Genomic DNA, 15,263 nt, shown 5'->3' on the forward strand with positions numbered 1-15,263 from the left:
GGAATCGCCACTTCACGGGGAGGCTGCGACATCCCCGAAATGCCAGCCTAGGCCAAACCTCATCTTTCCACAACGGACCTCTAAGCGGCCCGGATCGCATCCAGGAAATTTCCGACCTCGGTCTTGAGACGGGTGCGCTCGCCGGACAGCGATCTGGCTGCCGACAGGACGTTGGCGGAGGCCGATCCGGTCTGGCTCGCGTGGTGCTGTGCGTCGACGATGCTGGCGGAGACCTGCTGGGTGCCGCGCGTCGCCTGCTGCACGTTACGGGAAATCTCGCGCGTCGCCGCGCCTCCTTGCCGGGTTCCCCCGCCAGGGCAAGTGCGGCAAAATTGACGGCATTTGCTCGCCGAATACCTATATGAAGGCTCGTGCCGCCCGTTCGGCCACACTCCCTTGCCTCGGAATGTCAATGCTCTCGCTTGAACTCGTCATCGTCGTCGTCCTGATCGTCATCAACGGCCTGCTCTCCATGTCCGAGCTGGCCGTGGTCTCGTCGCGTCCGGCGCGGCTGTCGCTGCTCGCGGCCAAGGGCGTGCGCGGCGCCGAGCGGGCGCTGACGCTGGCGGCTGATCCCGGCAAGTTCCTGTCGACGGTGCAGATCGGCATCACGCTGGTCGGCGTGCTCTCCGGCGCGTTCTCGGGCGCGACACTCGGGCAGCGGCTGACGCAATGGCTGCTCGAGCTCGGCCTCTCCTCAGGGCTTGCCGACATCGTCGGTGTCGGCATCGTCGTCACGCTGATCACCTACGCCACCTTGATCGTCGGCGAGCTGGTGCCGAAGCAGGTCGCGCTGCGCGATCCCGAAAGCATCGCCGTCAGGGTCGCGCCCGCGATGCACGTGCTTGCGAAGATATCGCTGCCGCTCGTCTTTCTGCTCGACGTCTCCGGCAAGCTGATCCTCACGCTGCTCGGCCGCGGCGGCAGGGCCGAGGAGAAGGTCTCGGAGGACGAGATCCATCACCTCGTCAGTGAGGCCGAGAGCGCGGGGGTGCTCGAGCCCGGCGAGAAGGAGATGATCGCCGGCGTGATGCGGCTCGGCGACCGCCCGGTCGGCGCCGTCATGACGCCGCGCACGGAGGTCGACGAGATCGACCTGAACGACGATCCGGCGGCCATCCAGGAGGTCATCGCCAAGAGCCCGCATTCGCGCTTTCCCGTCTCCGACGGCGACCGCGACAAGCCGATCGGCGTGCTCCAGGCCAAGGACCTGCTCGTTGCCTATATGAACGAGCGCAACCCGGACCTGCGCGCGCTCGTGCGCGAGGCGCCCGGCATCCCGGTGTCGGCGGATGCGCGCGACGTGCTGACCATCCTGAAATCGGCTCCGGTTCACGTCGGTTTCGTCTATGACGAATACGGCGCCTTCGAAGGCATGGTGACAGCCGCCGACATCCTCGAATCGATCGTCGGCGCCTTCCATTCCGAGGAAGGACCGCCGGAGCCGGCCTATGTCAGGCGCGCCGACGACTCGCTCCTGATCTCCGGCTGGATGCCGGTCGACGAGTTCGGCGAGCTGCTCGGCGTCGAATTGCCGCCGCACCGCTACAACACGGTCGCAGGTCTCGTGCTGCAGCAGTTCAACGCGCTGCCCAACGCCGGCGACGCCTTCGACTTCGGCGGCTGGCACATCGAGGTGGTCGATCTCGACGGGCGGAGGATCGACAAGATTTTGGCGAGCCGGTTGAGTGAGGTCGAGACGGGGTGAATTGAGCGATAGCGCGAGCGCTTGCGCTCGTCGCCATAGCCACAGGAAGCGGTTTGGCGAAGATTCGACGTTCGGTACTGCCACCAACTGCAATCGATAGGTCACGCGGTATGGGTCCCGGATCGGCGCTTACGCTTGTCCGGGACGACAGCTGAATTTCTGGCGCGAGAATAGCCCCGCGGCCGGCATCTCACAGCGCCGGCTGGAACGTCTCGGAGCGCGCCATCTTCCAGGCGTCGCGGAAGCGCGGATCTTCCGTGCCTTCGAGCAGCTCGCCTGGGCGCAGCGCCGGATAGAGCTGCGCAAAGGACTTCACCTGGGTCGTCGAGGTCCGTTGGCTGAAATGGATCGGGCGCAGCTGCTGCGGATGTTCCAGGCCCGCCGCGGCGATCAGCTCGGTCAGCGAATGCAGCGTCGCGTGGTGATAGTTGTGCACGCGGTCGATCTTGAGCGGCACGTAGAGCGCGCGCGCGCGCGTCGGATCCTGCGTCGCCACGCCGGTCGGACAGCGATCGGTATGGCAGCTCAGCGACTGGATGCAGCCGAGCGAGAACATGAAGCCGCGCGCCGAGTTGCAATAGTCGGCGCCGATCGCCATCGCCCGTGCCATGTCGAAGGCGGTGGCGATCTTGCCGGAGGCGCCGATCTTGATGCGGTCGCGCGCATTGATGCCGACCAGCGCGTTGTGAACGAAATTGACGCCCTCGCGCATCGGCATGCCCAGATGATCCATGAACTCCAGCGGCGCCGCGCCGGTGCCGCCCTCGTTGCCGTCGACGACGATGAAGTCGGGATAGATGCCGGTCTGAAGCATCGCCTTGCAGATCGCCAGGAATTCCCAGGGATGGCCGATGCACAGCTTGAAGCCGGCCGGCTTGCCCCCGGAGAGGCGGCGCATCTCGGCGATGAACTGCATCATGCCGACCGGCGTCGAGAAGGCGCGGTGCGAGGCCGGCGAGATGCAATCCTCGCCCATCGCGACACCGCGGATCTTGGAGATCTCTTCCGAGACCTTCGCCGCCGGCAGCACGCCGCCATGGCCGGGCTTGGCGCCCTGGCTGATCTTGAGCTCGACCATCTTGATCTGGTCGTCGCCGGCCACGCGCGCGAACGCCTCGGGGTCGAAGCTGCCGTCGAGGTGACGGCAGCCGAAATAGCCGGAGCCGATTTCCCAGATGATGTCGCCGCCCATCTCGCGGTGATAGGGACTGACGCCGCCCTCGCCGGTGTCATGCGCAAAGCCGCCCTTCTTGGCGCCGGCGTTGAGTGCCCGCACCGCGTTCGGGCTGAGCGCGCCAAAACTCATTGCGGAGATGTTGAACACCGAGGCCGAATAGGGCTTCTGGCAATCGGGGCCGCCGATGGTGATGCGGAATTTTTCCTGGGCATGCGTCTTCGGCGAGACCGAGTGGTGCATCCACTCGTAACCCTCGCGGTAGACGTCCTCCTGGGTGCCGAACGGACGCTTGTCGAGCTCCATCTTGGCGCGCTGATAAACCACCGCGCGGGTGTCGCGCGAGAACGGCATGCCGTCCTTCTCGCTCTCGAAGAAATACTGCCGCATCTCCGGCCGGATCTCTTCGAGCAGGAAGCGGATATGCGCGGAGATCGGGTAGTTGCGCAGCACCGCGTGGCTCTTCTGCAAGAGATCGCGGATGCCGAGCAGCGTCAGCGCGCCGAAGATCAGGATCGGCACCAGCAGGATGTCGAAGATCTTGCGGTCGACGATTCCGATGCCGATCAGGAGCGCAGTGACCACCGCGCAGATCGTCAGCACGATGTAGCGCGGCGAGAAGGGCAGCAGCAGGGTTTCCAAAGTCCCCTCTTCCGCCAGCGGCAGGCGTTTCGGAGCTTCCTGCGTCTTGTTGTCGTTGGCCACGATTCCCATCCTCTCGCCAGCACGAGGCGGTACGATACGCCTTTGCCTGTCATACGGATATGACGCGGCCCTTGTTTCAGGCTAGCGAATTCGGCCGAGACAAATCAATCAGCTCGATGGGCGGGTTTTGCGGTGCAGCAGAGGGACGGGATTGGAGGGAGGCGCACCCTTAATGGGCTGCGCGTGGCCACACTGGATCCCACAAGCTCAGCTGTCGTCACGGGCAAGCGTCAGCGCAGATGCGGGACCCAACCACAGGATTTCGTGGCGAGAGAAAGCTGTCACTCCGAGTCCTCGCATAACCACGGCCTGTGGGTATGGGTCCCGGATCGGCGCGCGCTTTGGCGCGCTTGTCCGGGACGACGAGTGAGGGGATGACTAGCCGTTCGGCACGACGGCGAACGGCTCTTACCGCTCGACGAAGGCCTTCTCGATCACGAAATGGCCGGGCTTGTTGCCGCTTCCTTCGACGAAGTCGCGGCTCTCGAACATCGCCTTCAGCTCTTCGAGCATCGCCGGGCTGCCGCACATCATGATGCGGTCGGTTGCGATGTCGAGCGGGCCTTGACCGATGTCGTTGAAGATCTGCTCGGAGCTGATGAGGTCGGTGATGCGGCCGCGGTTCCTGAACGGCTCGCGGGTCACGGTCGGATAATAGACGAGCTTGTCCGCGAGCAGTTCGCCGAACAGCTCATCCTCCTGCAGGGTCGCGACGAGCTTCTCGCCATAGGCGAGCTCGGAGACCTGGCGGCAGCCATGCACCAGCACGATCGAGTCGAACTGGTCATAGACCTCGGGGTCCTTGATCAGGCTGGCGAAGGGCGCAAGGCCGGTGCCGGTCGAGAGCAGCATCAGCCGTCTGCCGGGAAGCAGATTGTCGGTGATCAGCGTGCCGGTCGCCTTGCGGCCGACCAGGATGGTATCGCCTTCCTTGATCTTCTGCAGGCGCGAGGTCAGCGGGCCGTCCTGTACCTTGATCGAGAAGAACTCGAGCTGTTCCTCATGGTTTGCGCTGGCCATGCTGTAGGCGCGCAGCAGCGGACGGCCGTCGACCTCGAGGCCGATCATGGCGAACTGGCCGTTCTGGAAACGGAAGCCGGTATCGCGGGTCGCACGGAAGCTGAACAGCGTGTCGGTCCAGTGGTGGACGGAAAGAACCTTCTCTCGGTAAAACGCGCTCATGATTTTCGATATTCCGAATACTGCGGTTTTAGGGCAAAAGCGTTGCCCCGCCCTGAAATCGGGGCGGTCACCATTTGCCATGGCGGAGGATTTCGCGTGTGTGATCTACGCCATTGAGACCAATAATCAACCTCGTTTCGGATGCAATTGATGCCGGTCAAACCGGCATTTGCGGCAGAACTGGTCAGATCATTAATGAATCTGCTGCCGGGCAGGCGCGGAGGGCAATTTCTTTCCTCCCTGATGCCTGGTTGGAGCACTTAATTTCCGTCGCCCTCGCGAGAATTTCATTAAGAATAGTTCTGATTTTCATCCCGATTGGCGCCGATTCCCGCATTTTTGCGGCTTTTGGCGACAGGAGCGACGAAGCACCATGGTAAGCGGCGAGCGAATCTTCGTTCAGGCGATCAGGCGCTATTGCGCCGAGCACGGTATCGCGGTCGATGCCCGCTCCGGTGGCTGGCTGATCGCGATGCGCCGGGGACCGAGGCGCCACTTTGCCTTCGGCTACGACATCGGCCTCAACAGCGCCATCGCCCACCGCCTCGCCAACGACAAATCGGCCACCGCCGAGGCGCTGGCGCTGGCGGGCGTGCCCTGCGTTCCCCATCAGCTCTTCCTCAATCCGAGGCTAGGCAAGAATGTTGTTGGCGCCGACTGGCGAGAGGCAATGCTCGTACTGCTTCACGACCATCCGCAAGGCGTGGTGGTGAAGCCGAACGAGGGGACATCGGGGCGATCGGTGTTCAAGGTGACGACAGAGGCGGAACTCGATCACGCGGTCGGCGAAGTTTTTTCGATGAGCGCAGGGCTCGTGATCTCGCCCTATGTCGCGATCGAGGACGAGGTCCGCGTGGTGCTGCTCGATGACGAGCCCCTCGTCGTCTACAGCAAGCAGCGTGGCTCGGATTGGCGGCACAATCTCGATGCCGGCGCACAGCCGGTGCTGCTGAAGGACGGCGAGGTTCGCGCGGCCTGTGTGAAGCTCGCGATCGATGCCGCAAACGCCATCGGCATCGCTTTTGCGTCGATCGACGTGGTCCGCGTTGACGGTGGCTGGCGCGTACTCGAGATCAACTCGGGCGTGATGATGGAGACGTTGGGCAAGCTGCATCCGGAGCTGGTGCAGGCGGCGTATGACGCGGCGCTGGACCGGGTGTTTGGGGGATGATAGCAGCCGCGACACAGGTGCCCACCCTCCCCTGGAGGGGGAGGGTCGGCTCGCAGCGCGCTAGCGATGCGAGACGGGGTGGGGTGACGGTCTCTCCACCTTGCACACTGCCCGAGTGGAGAGATCACCCCACCCCGCTCGCGCTGCGCGCGATCGACCCTCCCCCTCCAGGGGAGGGTAAGAGCGTCAATTATTCGCGCCCGCGGAATCGTCCATGGCCTTGAAGGCCTCCTCCAGCTGCAGCGAGATCGGCACGTTCAGGCGCTCGCCTGTGGGCAGCCTTGCGGTGAACCATTTGTTGTAGAGCGGGACGAGGTCGCGGTTGGAGCCGAGCTTGCGGAAGGCGCGCTCGACCACGGCGGCGAGCTGCGGCTCGCCTTTCCTGAACATGATGCCGTAGGGATCGTAGGACAGATAGTCCCCGACCACGCGAAAATATTCCTGCGCCTTGTGGCGCGCGATCAGTCCGTAGAGCAAGATGTCGTCGGTCGCGAACGCATCCGCCTTGCCGTCGTTCACCATCCGGAACGACTGCTCGTGATCCGGCGCGGTGACGATATTGAGGCCGAGCGAGAGCTTCTTGTCGACGGCGTGCATCGCCTGCTCGTTGGTGGTGCCCTTGGTCACCACCACGGTCCTGCCCTTCAAATCTGCGACGCCCGAAACAGCCGCCCCCTTCGGCACCATCAGCTTGGTGCCGGCGACGAACATCAGCGGCGAGAATGCGACTCGCTTGCCGCGCTCGGCATTGGCCGTGGTGGAGCCGCATTCCAGGTCGATCTTGTTCTGGAGCACGGCGTCGATGCGGTCGTCCGAGGTGACCTTGACGTAGTCGATCCTGAGATTGGGATCATCGACCTCGACGCCGATCTCCTCGACGATGGCCTCGCAGAGCTCGAGGCTATACCCGATGGGGCGGCCCGACTGATCGAGGAAGGAGAACGGCGGCGAGCTCTCGCGATAGCCGAGCCGCACGGTGTGCGCTGTCTTGATGGCCGACAGCGTCGGGCTGAGCCCTTCGCTGCCGCCAGTCTGGGCGACCGCTGTGGCCGCGAGCAACGATGCTGCCGCGACCCACAGGAAGCCGCCGATCACTGACCTTGCCAGTGTCTGGCCCATGGTTCGCTCCTACCCATGGCCGGCCATCGCGGGCACTTCGCCCGGGACCATGTCCTCAGGCACGACGTCGCTCGGTTCAAGCGCATGCTCGGGCCCGAGCTCGCCTTCCCATTTGGCCACCACCGAGGTCGCAAGCGTGTTGCCGATCACGTTGGTGGCGCTGCGGCCCATGTCGAGGAAGGTGTCGATGCCCATGATCATGAGCAGGCCCGCCTCGGGGATGTTGAACTGCGCCAGCGTCGAGGCGATCACCACGAGGGAGGCGCGCGGCACGCCGGCGACGCCCTTGGACGTGATCATCAGCGTCGCCAGCATCGCGAGCTGGGTGCCGAGCGGCATGTCGATGTGATAGCTCTGCGCGATGAAGACGCTGGCGAAGGTGCAGTACATCATCGTGCCGTCGAGGTTGAAGGAATAGCCGAGCGGCAGCACGAAGCTCGAGATCCGCGACGAGGCACCGAAGCGGTTGAGCCCCTCCAGCGTCTTCGGATAGGCCGCCTCCGAGCTCGCGGTCGAGAACGCGATCATCAGGGGCTCGCGGATCAGCTTCAACAGATGGCTGTAGCGCGGCCCGATCACGATGAAGCCGACGATGACCAGGATGGTCCACAGGATCGCCAGCGAGAGATAGAAACCGCCCATGAACACGACGAGCTTCCACAGCACGGCAAGCCCGTTCTTGGCCACCGTCGCGGTGATCGCGGCCCACACTGCGAGCGGCGCGAACAGCATCACGTAGCTCGTCACCTTCAGCATGATGTGGCCGACGTCGTCGATCAGCGCCAGAATCGATTTGGACCGCTCCGGCATCGCACCCATCGCCACCGAGAAGAAGACGGCGAAGATCACGATCTGGAGGATCTCGTTCTGCGCCATCGCGTCCGCGATCGAGGTCGGGATCAGATGGGTCAGGAATTTCTCGATCGAGAAGGCCGAGACCGGCAGGCCGGTCGATTGGCCCGCCGCCGGCAGCGTGCCGGGGAAGTTGGCGCCGGGCTGCAGCAGATTGACCATGATCAGGCCGAGCAGCAGCGAGACGAAAGACGCGCTGACGAACCAGCCCATGGTCTTGGCAAAGATGCGGCCGAGCTTGGAGCCCGAGCCCATATGGGCGATGCCGCCGACCAGAGTCGCGAACACCAGGGGCGCGATGATCATCTTGATCAGGCGCAGGAACATCATGGCGATCAGGTTGATGGATGACGCCCAGTCGGCGCGCGTGTCGGGCAGGAAATTGTAGATCGCCGACCCCATGACAATGCCGAGCACCATCGCCGCCAGAATGTATTGCGTGAACCTGTTGGACATCGCTTACCCCCACATACGCCGGCGCTTCATGATGTCGCAGATGCGGCGACGACGCAACACGCTTTGCGTGTGGTCGCGTTTTCAGGATGTTCCCGTTGTGAAATGGAACGCAGCGATCTAGCCTTCATGCAGCGCACAACACATGCGGCCTGCACGTTTTGTTTGCGGCGGCTGCATCAATAATCGTCAAGACAATCGAAGAGGGAACGCCATGAGTGGACACATCAATCGCCAGATTCTTTTGGTGGAGAAGCCCAGCGGCAAGCTCGGCCCGGAGCATTTCAAGATGGTGGATGGCACGGTACCGGAGCCGAAGGACGGCGAGGCCCTGCTGCGCGTGCGATACATCTCGCTCGACGCTGCCAACCGGGCCTGGATGCACGGCGCCACCTATCGTTCGGCCGTCGAGGCCAACAGCGTGATGGCCGGCGGCGCCATCGCCGAGGTCGTGAGCTCGAAGGCCGAGGGACTTGCGCCCGGCGACATCGTGTTCGGCGACACCGGCTGGCAGGAATATGCCGCGGTGCCGGCGAAGCATCTGACGAAGATGCCGAAGCTCGAGCCGATGACCCATCTGCTCAGCGTGTTCGGCATCGCTGGCCTCACCGCTTACTTTGGCCTGCTGGAGATCGGCAAGCCCAGGGAGGGCGAAACGGTCGTGGTCTCCGCGGCTGCGGGCTCGGTCGGCTCGATCGTCGGACAGATCGCGAAGATCAAGGGATGTCGCGTCATCGGCATCGCCGGCGGCACTGATAAGTGCAAATGGCTGATCTCCGAGCTCGGCTTCGATGCTGCCGTGGACTACAAGGACGGCGCGGTGTCCAAGGCGCTGCGCGCAGCCGCCCCTGGCGGCATCGACGTCTATTTCGACAATGTCGGCGGCGACATTCTGGAAGCCTGCCTGCCGCAGATGAATAATTACGGCCGCATCGCCTGCTGTGGCGCGATCTCGCAATATGACGGCGCACCCGCCGCGCACGGCCCGCGCGGCGTGCCCGGCCTGATCGTGGTGAAGCGGCTCGTCATGCAGGGCTTCATCGTGATGGATTACATGAAGGAGAGTCAGCGCGCGCTCGCCGACCTGCAGGCCTGGGTCAAGTCCGGCAAGCTGAAGGTGCAGGAGGACATCATCGACGGCCTCGAGAATACGCCGAAAGCACTGATCGGATTGCTCGCGGGCGAGAACCGCGGCAAGCGCATGGTGAAGCTCTAGCGCTGCCGTCGCTGCGTCGTCCTTGGCCACAATCTGCTTGCGGTAGCGGACAAAGCGGCCAATGATGCCCATGCATCGCATGGCTCGCAACGATTGCAATCGCATCATTTTTTAGAGCGCCGAACGGTCATTTGAGCGCTCCACCTATAGGGCAGGAACTCATACCGATGTTCGAGACATTGAAGCATGGCTCCACGCGCAGCGCGTTGCTGGCGGTAGCGCTGTTCGCAACTGCGACAGTGGCAGTCGCGCAAACACCGACCGAGGCCCAGAAGAGCGCTATCCGCTCCGCATGCCGGTCGGACTTCATGGCACGTTGTTCGAGCGTGACGCCGGGCGGCACGGAAGCGTTTCAATGCCTGCAGAAGAACATGTCCAGCCTGTCATCGAGATGCGAGACTGCAGTTCGCGCGCTCGAGCCGCCAGCGGCACCGAAGGCTGAAGCCGCTCCCGCCGCGCCGAAGACTGAAGCTGCGCCGGCGGCACCCGCCGCACCGAAGGCCCAGGCGGCGCCTGGCGCGCCGCCCGCTGAACCTGCCAAGCCAGCGGCGCCAGCGGCGGCGGCAAAGGCTGCTCCCGCCAAGCAGCCGAGCAGCGCGCAGGTCTCCGCCATCAAGAGCGCCTGCCGGTCCGACTATCCAAAAGTCTGCGCCGGCGTGACGCCGGGCGGCGCGGCTGCGCTCGAATGCCTGGAGAAGAACAAGGCAAGGGTCTCACCCTCCTGCCAAAGCGCGCTGGGCGCGGCATCCAGCACAGCGGCTACGGCGGCTCCTGCGGGTGCGGCTCCCGCGACTGCGCCCGCCGCGGCACCGACCACGATCGTGCTGCGGCCATTGCTCCCGCGCGAGGAGCTGTTCATCGCCAGATCGGCTTGCGGCGCCGATATCCGCACGCTCTGCGCCGGTGTGGCGCCCGGCGGCGGCCGGATCATACAATGCATTTCCAACCGGGCGGCATCGCTCTCGCCGGCTTGCAGGGACGTGCTCGCGCCTTTCGTCGCGAGATAAGACGAAGCGGACTATGTACGTCCGCAGCACAGACATGAATTGCGGCGTGCGCGACCGGACGTTCGCACGCCGGCGCGTGATTTCGCAGATCCTTTTTTGAGATCGTTTCGATCACGACCAGACCGGGAGGACAACATGCGTTCATTGCTGCTCGTTGCTTCTGCTCTCTTCGCCTTCGCCGCGACCATGACGATCGAGACCACCGATGCCAATGCGGTGGTGTGCGCCCGCGGCGTCTATCGCGCCGGCTGCGCCGGTCCGAACGCCGCCGTCGTGGTCCGCAAGCCCGTGCCCGTGGTTCGTTGCACCAGGGTGCTGGTGAACGGGGTCTATGTGAAGCGCTGCGTCTGACGCGCCCGGGTGGCCAATCCGGCCCGGTTTCGCTATGATTCGCACCTGACGGCTTCGGACACTCGGAAAACGTGTGCCCGGGGGCGAGCTTTGGCGTGCCGGCCTTGCCGATAATTCCGCTGGCGCCGGGCGCTGGAGCACATTAGTCTACCCCTAGATAGTAAGTATACTGTCAATTAGGGAGGCAGACGTTGCGGATCGCCGTGATCGGCGGGGGGCCCGGTGGGCTCTACTTCGCCTATCTCTGGAAGAAGCGTCATCCCGAGGATCAAGTCGACCTGTTCGAACAGAACCCGGCCGACGCGACCTGGGGCTTTGGCGTCGTGTTCTCCGACCAGGCCCTTGAGTTCCTGCGCGCCGATGACCCCGAGACGGTCGATGCGATCGCTCCGCATATGGAGAGCTGGGAGAACATCACGCTGAACCTGCACGGCGACAGCGTCGCCATCGACGGCGTCGGCTTCTCCTCGATCGGGCGCCTCGAGCTGCTCAAGTTCCTGCAGCAGCGCGCGCTCGATGCCGGTGTCACGCCGCGCTTCGATACGCAGATTCAGGCGATCGACCAGCTCAATGGCCACGATCTCATCGTCGCCGCCGACGGGCTGAATTCGCTGGTGCGCCGGGCCTATGAGGGCGATTTCGGCACCTCACTATCCTACTCCTCCAACAAGTTCGTCTGGTACGGCACGTCAAAGCGCTTCGACACGCTGTCGCAGACCTTCGTGAAGACCGACCGCGGCGCCTTCAACGCCCATCACTACCGCTATTCGCCGACCATGAGCACCTTCCTGGTCGAATGCGATCATGCCACCTGGCAGGCCTATGGTTTCGCCTACAAGGACGTCGAGCAGTCCAAGGGTGTTTGCGAGGAGGTGTTCGCCGACACGCTCGGCGGTCATTGCCTCGTCTCCAACAAATCGGTCTGGCGCAATTTCCCCTGGGTCTGGAACGAGCATTGGTCGTTCAAGAACATGGTGCTGATCGGCGATGCGCTGCATTCCGCACATTTCTCGATCGGCTCGGGCACGCGGCTCGCGATCGAGGACGCCATCGCGCTGGTCAAGGCGCTGGAGTCGGACGCGCATCTTGCGACCGCGCTGCACCGCTATCAGGCCGCGCGCAAGCCGATCGTGCAGAAGCTCGTCGATGCCGCGCGCACGAGCGCGTTCTGGTACGAACACTTCGCCGAGCACATGAAGCTTCCCCTGATGGACTTCGCCTACAGCTATATCACCCGCTCTGGCCGCATCGACGATTCCCGGCTGCGCGTGATGTCGCCGGCCTTCATGGCCCGCTATGAGACGGCCAAGAACGGCGGAGATGCACCATGAGCAACGGGATTCACGACCAGGTGCCGGCCGACAGCCCGGGCGCGCGCGAGATCGGCTTTGCCGTTCCTGAAATTTACAATGCCAGCCGCGTGCTGTTCGACAATCTCGACAAAGGCCGCGATGACAAGATCGCGCTCATCGGCCCGGCAGGCACGCGAACCTATGCCGAGCTCTGCGGCGAAGCCTGCCGCTGGGGCAACGGTTTCGCCTCGCTCGGCCTCAAGCGCGGCGACCGCGTGCTCTTGTTCCTCGACGACACGCCGGCCTACCCGGCCGCGTTCTTCGGCGCGGTCCGCGCCGGCTTCGTGCCGCTCCTGATTAACACGCTGACGCCGCCGGACCTCCTGCAATTCTATCTCGCCGATTCCGGCGCGGCTGTCGCGGTCGTCGAGTCCGAATTCTGCGCGCGGTTCAATGCGGAGGCCTGCAAGGACACGGAGCTGCGGATGCTGCTCGTCGTCAATGGCGAGGCGGGCGATCACGCGGCGCTGCGCTCGGTCGCGGCGGCAAGCTGGCTCGCGCAGTTCCCGACCGAGCTGGCGGAAGCGCCGACGCATCGCAACGAAATGGCGTTCTGGATGTATTCCTCCGGCTCGACCGGACGGCCCAAGGGCATCGTGCATCTGCAGCACGACATGGCCTACAGCGAAGCCGCCTTTGCGCAGAACGTGCTGAAGCTGACGCCCGATGACATCTGCTTCTCGGTACCAAAAATCTTCTTCGCCTACGGCTTCGGCAATTCCGTCACCTTCCCGTTCTCGGCCGGCGCCGCGACGCTGCTGTTGCCGGGCCAGCCGAAGCCTGCGTCGATCTTCGCGGCGATCGAGCAATACAAGCCGACGGTCTTCTTCGGCCTGCCGACGCTCTATACATCGCTGACAAAAGCCGAAGGCGCTGACGGAACGAATTTCTCGTCGCTGCGGATGGCGCTCTCCGCGGCCGAGGTGCTCTCGGCCGAGGTCTTCAACGGCTGGAAGACGCTCACCGGCCTCGAAATCGTCGAAGGCCTCGGCTCGACCGAGGTGCTGCACATCTACCTCTCCAACCGCCCCGAGCAGAAGAAGTTAGGTGCCGCGGGCTTGCGGGTGCCCGGCTACGAGGTCGCGCTGCGCGACAAGGATGGAAACGAGGTCGGCGACAACGAGGAAGGCATCTTGTGGGTGCGCGGCGATTCCAACACGCCGCTGTACTGGAACCGGCCCGACAAGTCCGCCGAAACCATTCGCGAGGGTGGCTGGATTTATACCGGCGACCGTTTCGTGCGTGACGCCGACGGCTTTCACTTCTTCCGCGGCCGCGCCGACGATCTCATCAAGATCTCCGGCCAGTGGGTCTATCCGCTCGAGGTCGAGCTGTGTCTCGCCGACCACCCCGACATCCGCGAATGCGCGGTGTTCGCCGCCGAGCTGCCGGACCGGCGCATGACGCTGAAGGCGGTGGTGGTGATGAACAATCGCGCGGTGGACCAGGGCGAAGCGACGCGCAGGCTGCAGGATTATGTGAAGGGCAAGCTGCTGCCCTACAAATATCCGCGCGAAGTGATCTTCATCGACGAACTGCCGAAGACGGGCACGGGGAAGATCGATCGGCAGGCGTTGCTGCGGATGTAGCAACCCCAACTCGTTGTCATCGCCCGCGAAGGCGGGCGATCCAGTATTCCAGAGCCGGTCGTGATTGAGCCGAGAAGCCGCGGCGTACTGGATTCCCCGCTTTCGCGGGGAATGACGGCGGAGAAAAGGCGACAGCGTCGCCCTATCCCTCTCCTCACCCCGCCTTCCCCAGATGCTCCAGCGCATCCTCCGCCCGCAGCGGGACGCGCGAGGCCTCGTTGTTGAGATCGACCAATTGCGCCAAGAGCCCCATCAGGGTCTTGCGGTCTGCGGGCTTCAGCGGCTCCAGCATGCGTGCCTGGGCGCGCTCGACGGCGGGGATGATCTCGCGCAGGATCGCCGCGCCCGACTTCGTCAGATACAGCAGCTTGATCCGCTTGTCCTCGGGCGCCGGCTTGCGCTCGATATAGTCCTTGGCTTGCAGCCGCTCGATCACGCTGCCGAGCGTGGAGCGATCGAACGCGATCACTGCCGAGAGCCGCGTGGCGTCGATACCGGGATGGGTATGGATCGCGACCAGCGCGGCATATTGCACCGGGGTGAGATCGAACGCCTTGCACTCCTCCATGAAGATCGAGACCGCGATCTGCTGCATGCGCCGGAACAAATAGCCCGGCGCGGTATAGACCGCGTCCATCGTGATCGGAGTGGCAGGCTTACTCGGCATCGGGCTGCTTCTCCGGTGCGGCATCGGCAAACGCCGGCAGCGCCTTGGCCGCGGCCTCGGCCTTGAGCAGGCGCGGATAGGCCGACACATCCACGCCGAAGCGGCGCGCGTTGGCGAGCTGCGGCACCAGGCAGAGATCGGCGAGCGTCGGCGCATCGCCGAAGCAGAACGGGCCCGGCTCGTCCTTGATCAGCGTCTCGCAAGCCGACAGGCCCTCGCGATTGACCCACGCCGCCCAGTCCTGGACCTTCTCCTCGGGCAGGCCGAGCTCGCGCAGCCGCGCCAGCACCTTCAGGTTCTGCACCGGATGCGTGTCGCAGGCGATCGCCAGCGCAAACGCGCGCACCTTGGCGCGCCGCAGCGCATCCTTCGGCAGCAGCGGCGGATTGGGGTGCGTCTCATCGAGCCATTCGATGATGGCGACCGATTGGGTCAGCACTGCACCAGCATCGTCCTCCAGCGCCGGCACCAGGCCCTGCGGGTTGATGGCAAGATAAGCGGGCGCGCATTGTTCGCCCTTGCGAAGATGATGCGGCAGATGCGCGGCGCCGAGCCCCTTCAGGTTCAGCGCGATCCGCACCCGATAGGCGGCGCTGGAGCGGAAATAGCCGTGCAGCTTCATCGAGACCTCCCGGTTTTCTGTCGTTCCGGGGCTCGCGAAGCGAGAACCTGGAACCTCGAGATTTCCGGATTCGGCTGTTCGAGCCGCCCCCGGAA

At 64.3% G+C, this 15,263-nt stretch carries 13 protein-coding genes and 1 pseudogene; 7 read left to right on the plus strand and 7 right to left on the minus strand.

The genetic code is table 11. The features are described from left to right. Positions 1 to 80 precede the first annotated feature (80 nt). Positions 81 to 293: pseudogene (locus YU9_RS0116295) on the minus strand (methyl-accepting chemotaxis protein); the annotation flags it as partial. A gap of 119 nt (positions 294 to 412) precedes the next feature. Between YU9_RS0116295 and YU9_RS0116300 the strand changes: the two are divergent. Beyond that, positions 413 to 1,708 (plus strand): hemolysin family protein, encoded by a 1,296-nt coding sequence (locus YU9_RS0116300; RefSeq protein ID WP_027573813.1) that lies wholly within the window; start codon positions 413 to 415, stop codon positions 1,706 to 1,708. A gap of 190 nt (positions 1,709 to 1,898) precedes the next feature. On the opposite strand, the gene YU9_RS0116305 is transcribed toward YU9_RS0116300, so the two are convergent. Together YU9_RS0116305 and YU9_RS0116310 are read right to left on the minus strand one after the other, a co-directional pair. Continuing rightward, a complete protein-coding gene (locus tag YU9_RS0116305; RefSeq protein ID WP_198028248.1) occupies positions 1,899 to 3,596 on the minus strand; it encodes an FMN-binding glutamate synthase family protein in 1,698 nt (565 codons plus the stop codon). A 399-nt stretch (positions 3,597 to 3,995) separates the two neighbouring features. Beyond that, complete coding sequence (locus tag YU9_RS0116310; protein WP_027573815.1) at positions 3,996 to 4,769, minus strand: ferredoxin--NADP reductase; 774 nt, start codon at positions 4,767 to 4,769, stop codon at positions 3,996 to 3,998. Positions 4,770 to 5,142: 373 nt separating this feature from the next. On the opposite strand from YU9_RS0116310, the gene YU9_RS0116315 reads away from it, so the two are divergent. Next, complete coding sequence (locus tag YU9_RS0116315; protein WP_027573816.1) at positions 5,143 to 5,940, plus strand: RimK family alpha-L-glutamate ligase; 798 nt, start codon at positions 5,143 to 5,145, stop codon at positions 5,938 to 5,940. A 186-nt stretch (positions 5,941 to 6,126) separates the two neighbouring features. Here the strand turns inward: YU9_RS0116315 and YU9_RS0116320 are convergent, their stop codons facing one another. Next, entirely contained in the window at positions 6,127 to 7,059 is a 933-nt protein-coding gene (locus YU9_RS0116320) for an amino acid ABC transporter substrate-binding protein (protein WP_027573817.1), read from the minus strand. Between the two features lie 9 nt (positions 7,060 to 7,068). Continuing rightward, the gene (locus tag YU9_RS0116325) at positions 7,069 to 8,367 is read right to left on the minus strand and encodes a dicarboxylate/amino acid:cation symporter (protein ID WP_027573818.1); all 1,299 of its coding nucleotides are present in this window, start codon (positions 8,365 to 8,367) and stop codon (positions 7,069 to 7,071) included. Positions 8,368 to 8,578: 211 nt separating this feature from the next. Here YU9_RS0116325 and YU9_RS0116330 point away from each other — a divergent pair, with 211 nt between their 5' ends. The 5 genes from YU9_RS0116330 (at position 8,579) to YU9_RS0116350 (ending at position 13,879) form a co-directional block, all read left to right on the plus strand. Then, a complete protein-coding gene (locus YU9_RS0116330; protein WP_027573819.1) occupies positions 8,579 to 9,580 on the plus strand; it encodes an NADP-dependent oxidoreductase in 1,002 nt (333 codons plus the stop codon). 167 nt (positions 9,581 to 9,747) lie between these two features. Continuing rightward, the gene (locus tag YU9_RS0116335) at positions 9,748 to 10,587 is read left to right on the plus strand and encodes a cysteine rich repeat-containing protein (protein WP_027573820.1); all 840 of its coding nucleotides are present in this window, start codon (positions 9,748 to 9,750) and stop codon (positions 10,585 to 10,587) included. 135 nt (positions 10,588 to 10,722) lie between these two features. Further along, the gene (locus YU9_RS0116340) at positions 10,723 to 10,938 is read left to right on the plus strand and encodes a hypothetical protein (RefSeq protein WP_027573821.1); all 216 of its coding nucleotides are present in this window, start codon (positions 10,723 to 10,725) and stop codon (positions 10,936 to 10,938) included. A 191-nt stretch (positions 10,939 to 11,129) separates the two neighbouring features. Beyond that, positions 11,130 to 12,269, plus strand: coding sequence for an FAD-dependent monooxygenase (locus YU9_RS0116345; protein WP_027573822.1), 1,140 nt, complete (start codon positions 11,130 to 11,132; stop codon positions 12,267 to 12,269). Then, complete coding sequence (locus YU9_RS0116350) at positions 12,266 to 13,879, plus strand: benzoate-CoA ligase family protein (protein ID WP_027573823.1); 1,614 nt, start codon at positions 12,266 to 12,268, stop codon at positions 13,877 to 13,879. The genes YU9_RS0116345 and YU9_RS0116350 overlap by 4 nt, the downstream gene beginning before the upstream one ends. A 154-nt stretch (positions 13,880 to 14,033) precedes the next feature. On the opposite strand, the gene YU9_RS0116355 is transcribed toward YU9_RS0116350, so the two are convergent. Then, positions 14,034 to 14,546, minus strand: coding sequence for a MarR family winged helix-turn-helix transcriptional regulator (locus YU9_RS0116355; protein ID WP_027573824.1), 513 nt, complete (start codon positions 14,544 to 14,546; stop codon positions 14,034 to 14,036). Next, positions 14,536 to 15,168: a maleylacetoacetate isomerase gene (gene maiA, locus YU9_RS0116360; protein WP_027573825.1), complete on the minus strand. Its 633-nt coding sequence runs from the start codon at positions 15,166 to 15,168 to the stop codon at positions 14,536 to 14,538. Before maiA ends, YU9_RS0116355 begins: the two co-directional genes overlap by 11 nt. Positions 15,169 to 15,263 lie beyond the last annotated feature (95 nt).

The organism is Bradyrhizobium sp. WSM1743 (genome assembly GCF_000473065.1).
Classification (GTDB): Bacteria; Pseudomonadota; Alphaproteobacteria; order Rhizobiales; family Xanthobacteraceae; genus Bradyrhizobium.

Excerpts from the sequence above, each read along its gene's own strand:
- YU9_RS0116300 (WP_027573813.1), top strand. The coding sequence starts at position 413 with ATGCTCTCGCTTGAACTCGTCATCGTCGTCGTCCTGATCGTCATCAAC.
- YU9_RS0116305 (WP_198028248.1), bottom strand. The coding sequence starts at position 3,596 with ATGGGAATCGTGGCCAACGACAACAAGACGCAGGAAGCTCCGAAACGC.
- YU9_RS0116310 (WP_027573815.1), bottom strand. The coding sequence starts at position 4,769 with ATGAGCGCGTTTTACCGAGAGAAGGTTCTTTCCGTCCACCACTGGACC.
- YU9_RS0116315 (WP_027573816.1), top strand. The coding sequence starts at position 5,143 with ATGGTAAGCGGCGAGCGAATCTTCGTTCAGGCGATCAGGCGCTATTGC.
- YU9_RS0116320 (WP_027573817.1), bottom strand. The coding sequence starts at position 7,059 with ATGGGCCAGACACTGGCAAGGTCAGTGATCGGCGGCTTCCTGTGGGTC.
- YU9_RS0116325 (WP_027573818.1), bottom strand. The coding sequence starts at position 8,367 with ATGTCCAACAGGTTCACGCAATACATTCTGGCGGCGATGGTGCTCGGC.
- YU9_RS0116330 (WP_027573819.1), top strand. The coding sequence starts at position 8,579 with ATGAGTGGACACATCAATCGCCAGATTCTTTTGGTGGAGAAGCCCAGC.
- YU9_RS0116335 (WP_027573820.1), top strand. The coding sequence starts at position 9,748 with ATGTTCGAGACATTGAAGCATGGCTCCACGCGCAGCGCGTTGCTGGCG.
- YU9_RS0116340 (WP_027573821.1), top strand. The coding sequence starts at position 10,723 with ATGCGTTCATTGCTGCTCGTTGCTTCTGCTCTCTTCGCCTTCGCCGCG.
- YU9_RS0116350 (WP_027573823.1), top strand. The coding sequence starts at position 12,266 with ATGAGCAACGGGATTCACGACCAGGTGCCGGCCGACAGCCCGGGCGCG.
- YU9_RS0116355 (WP_027573824.1), bottom strand. The coding sequence starts at position 14,546 with ATGCCGAGTAAGCCTGCCACTCCGATCACGATGGACGCGGTCTATACC.
- maiA (WP_027573825.1), bottom strand. The coding sequence starts at position 15,168 with ATGAAGCTGCACGGCTATTTCCGCTCCAGCGCCGCCTATCGGGTGCGG.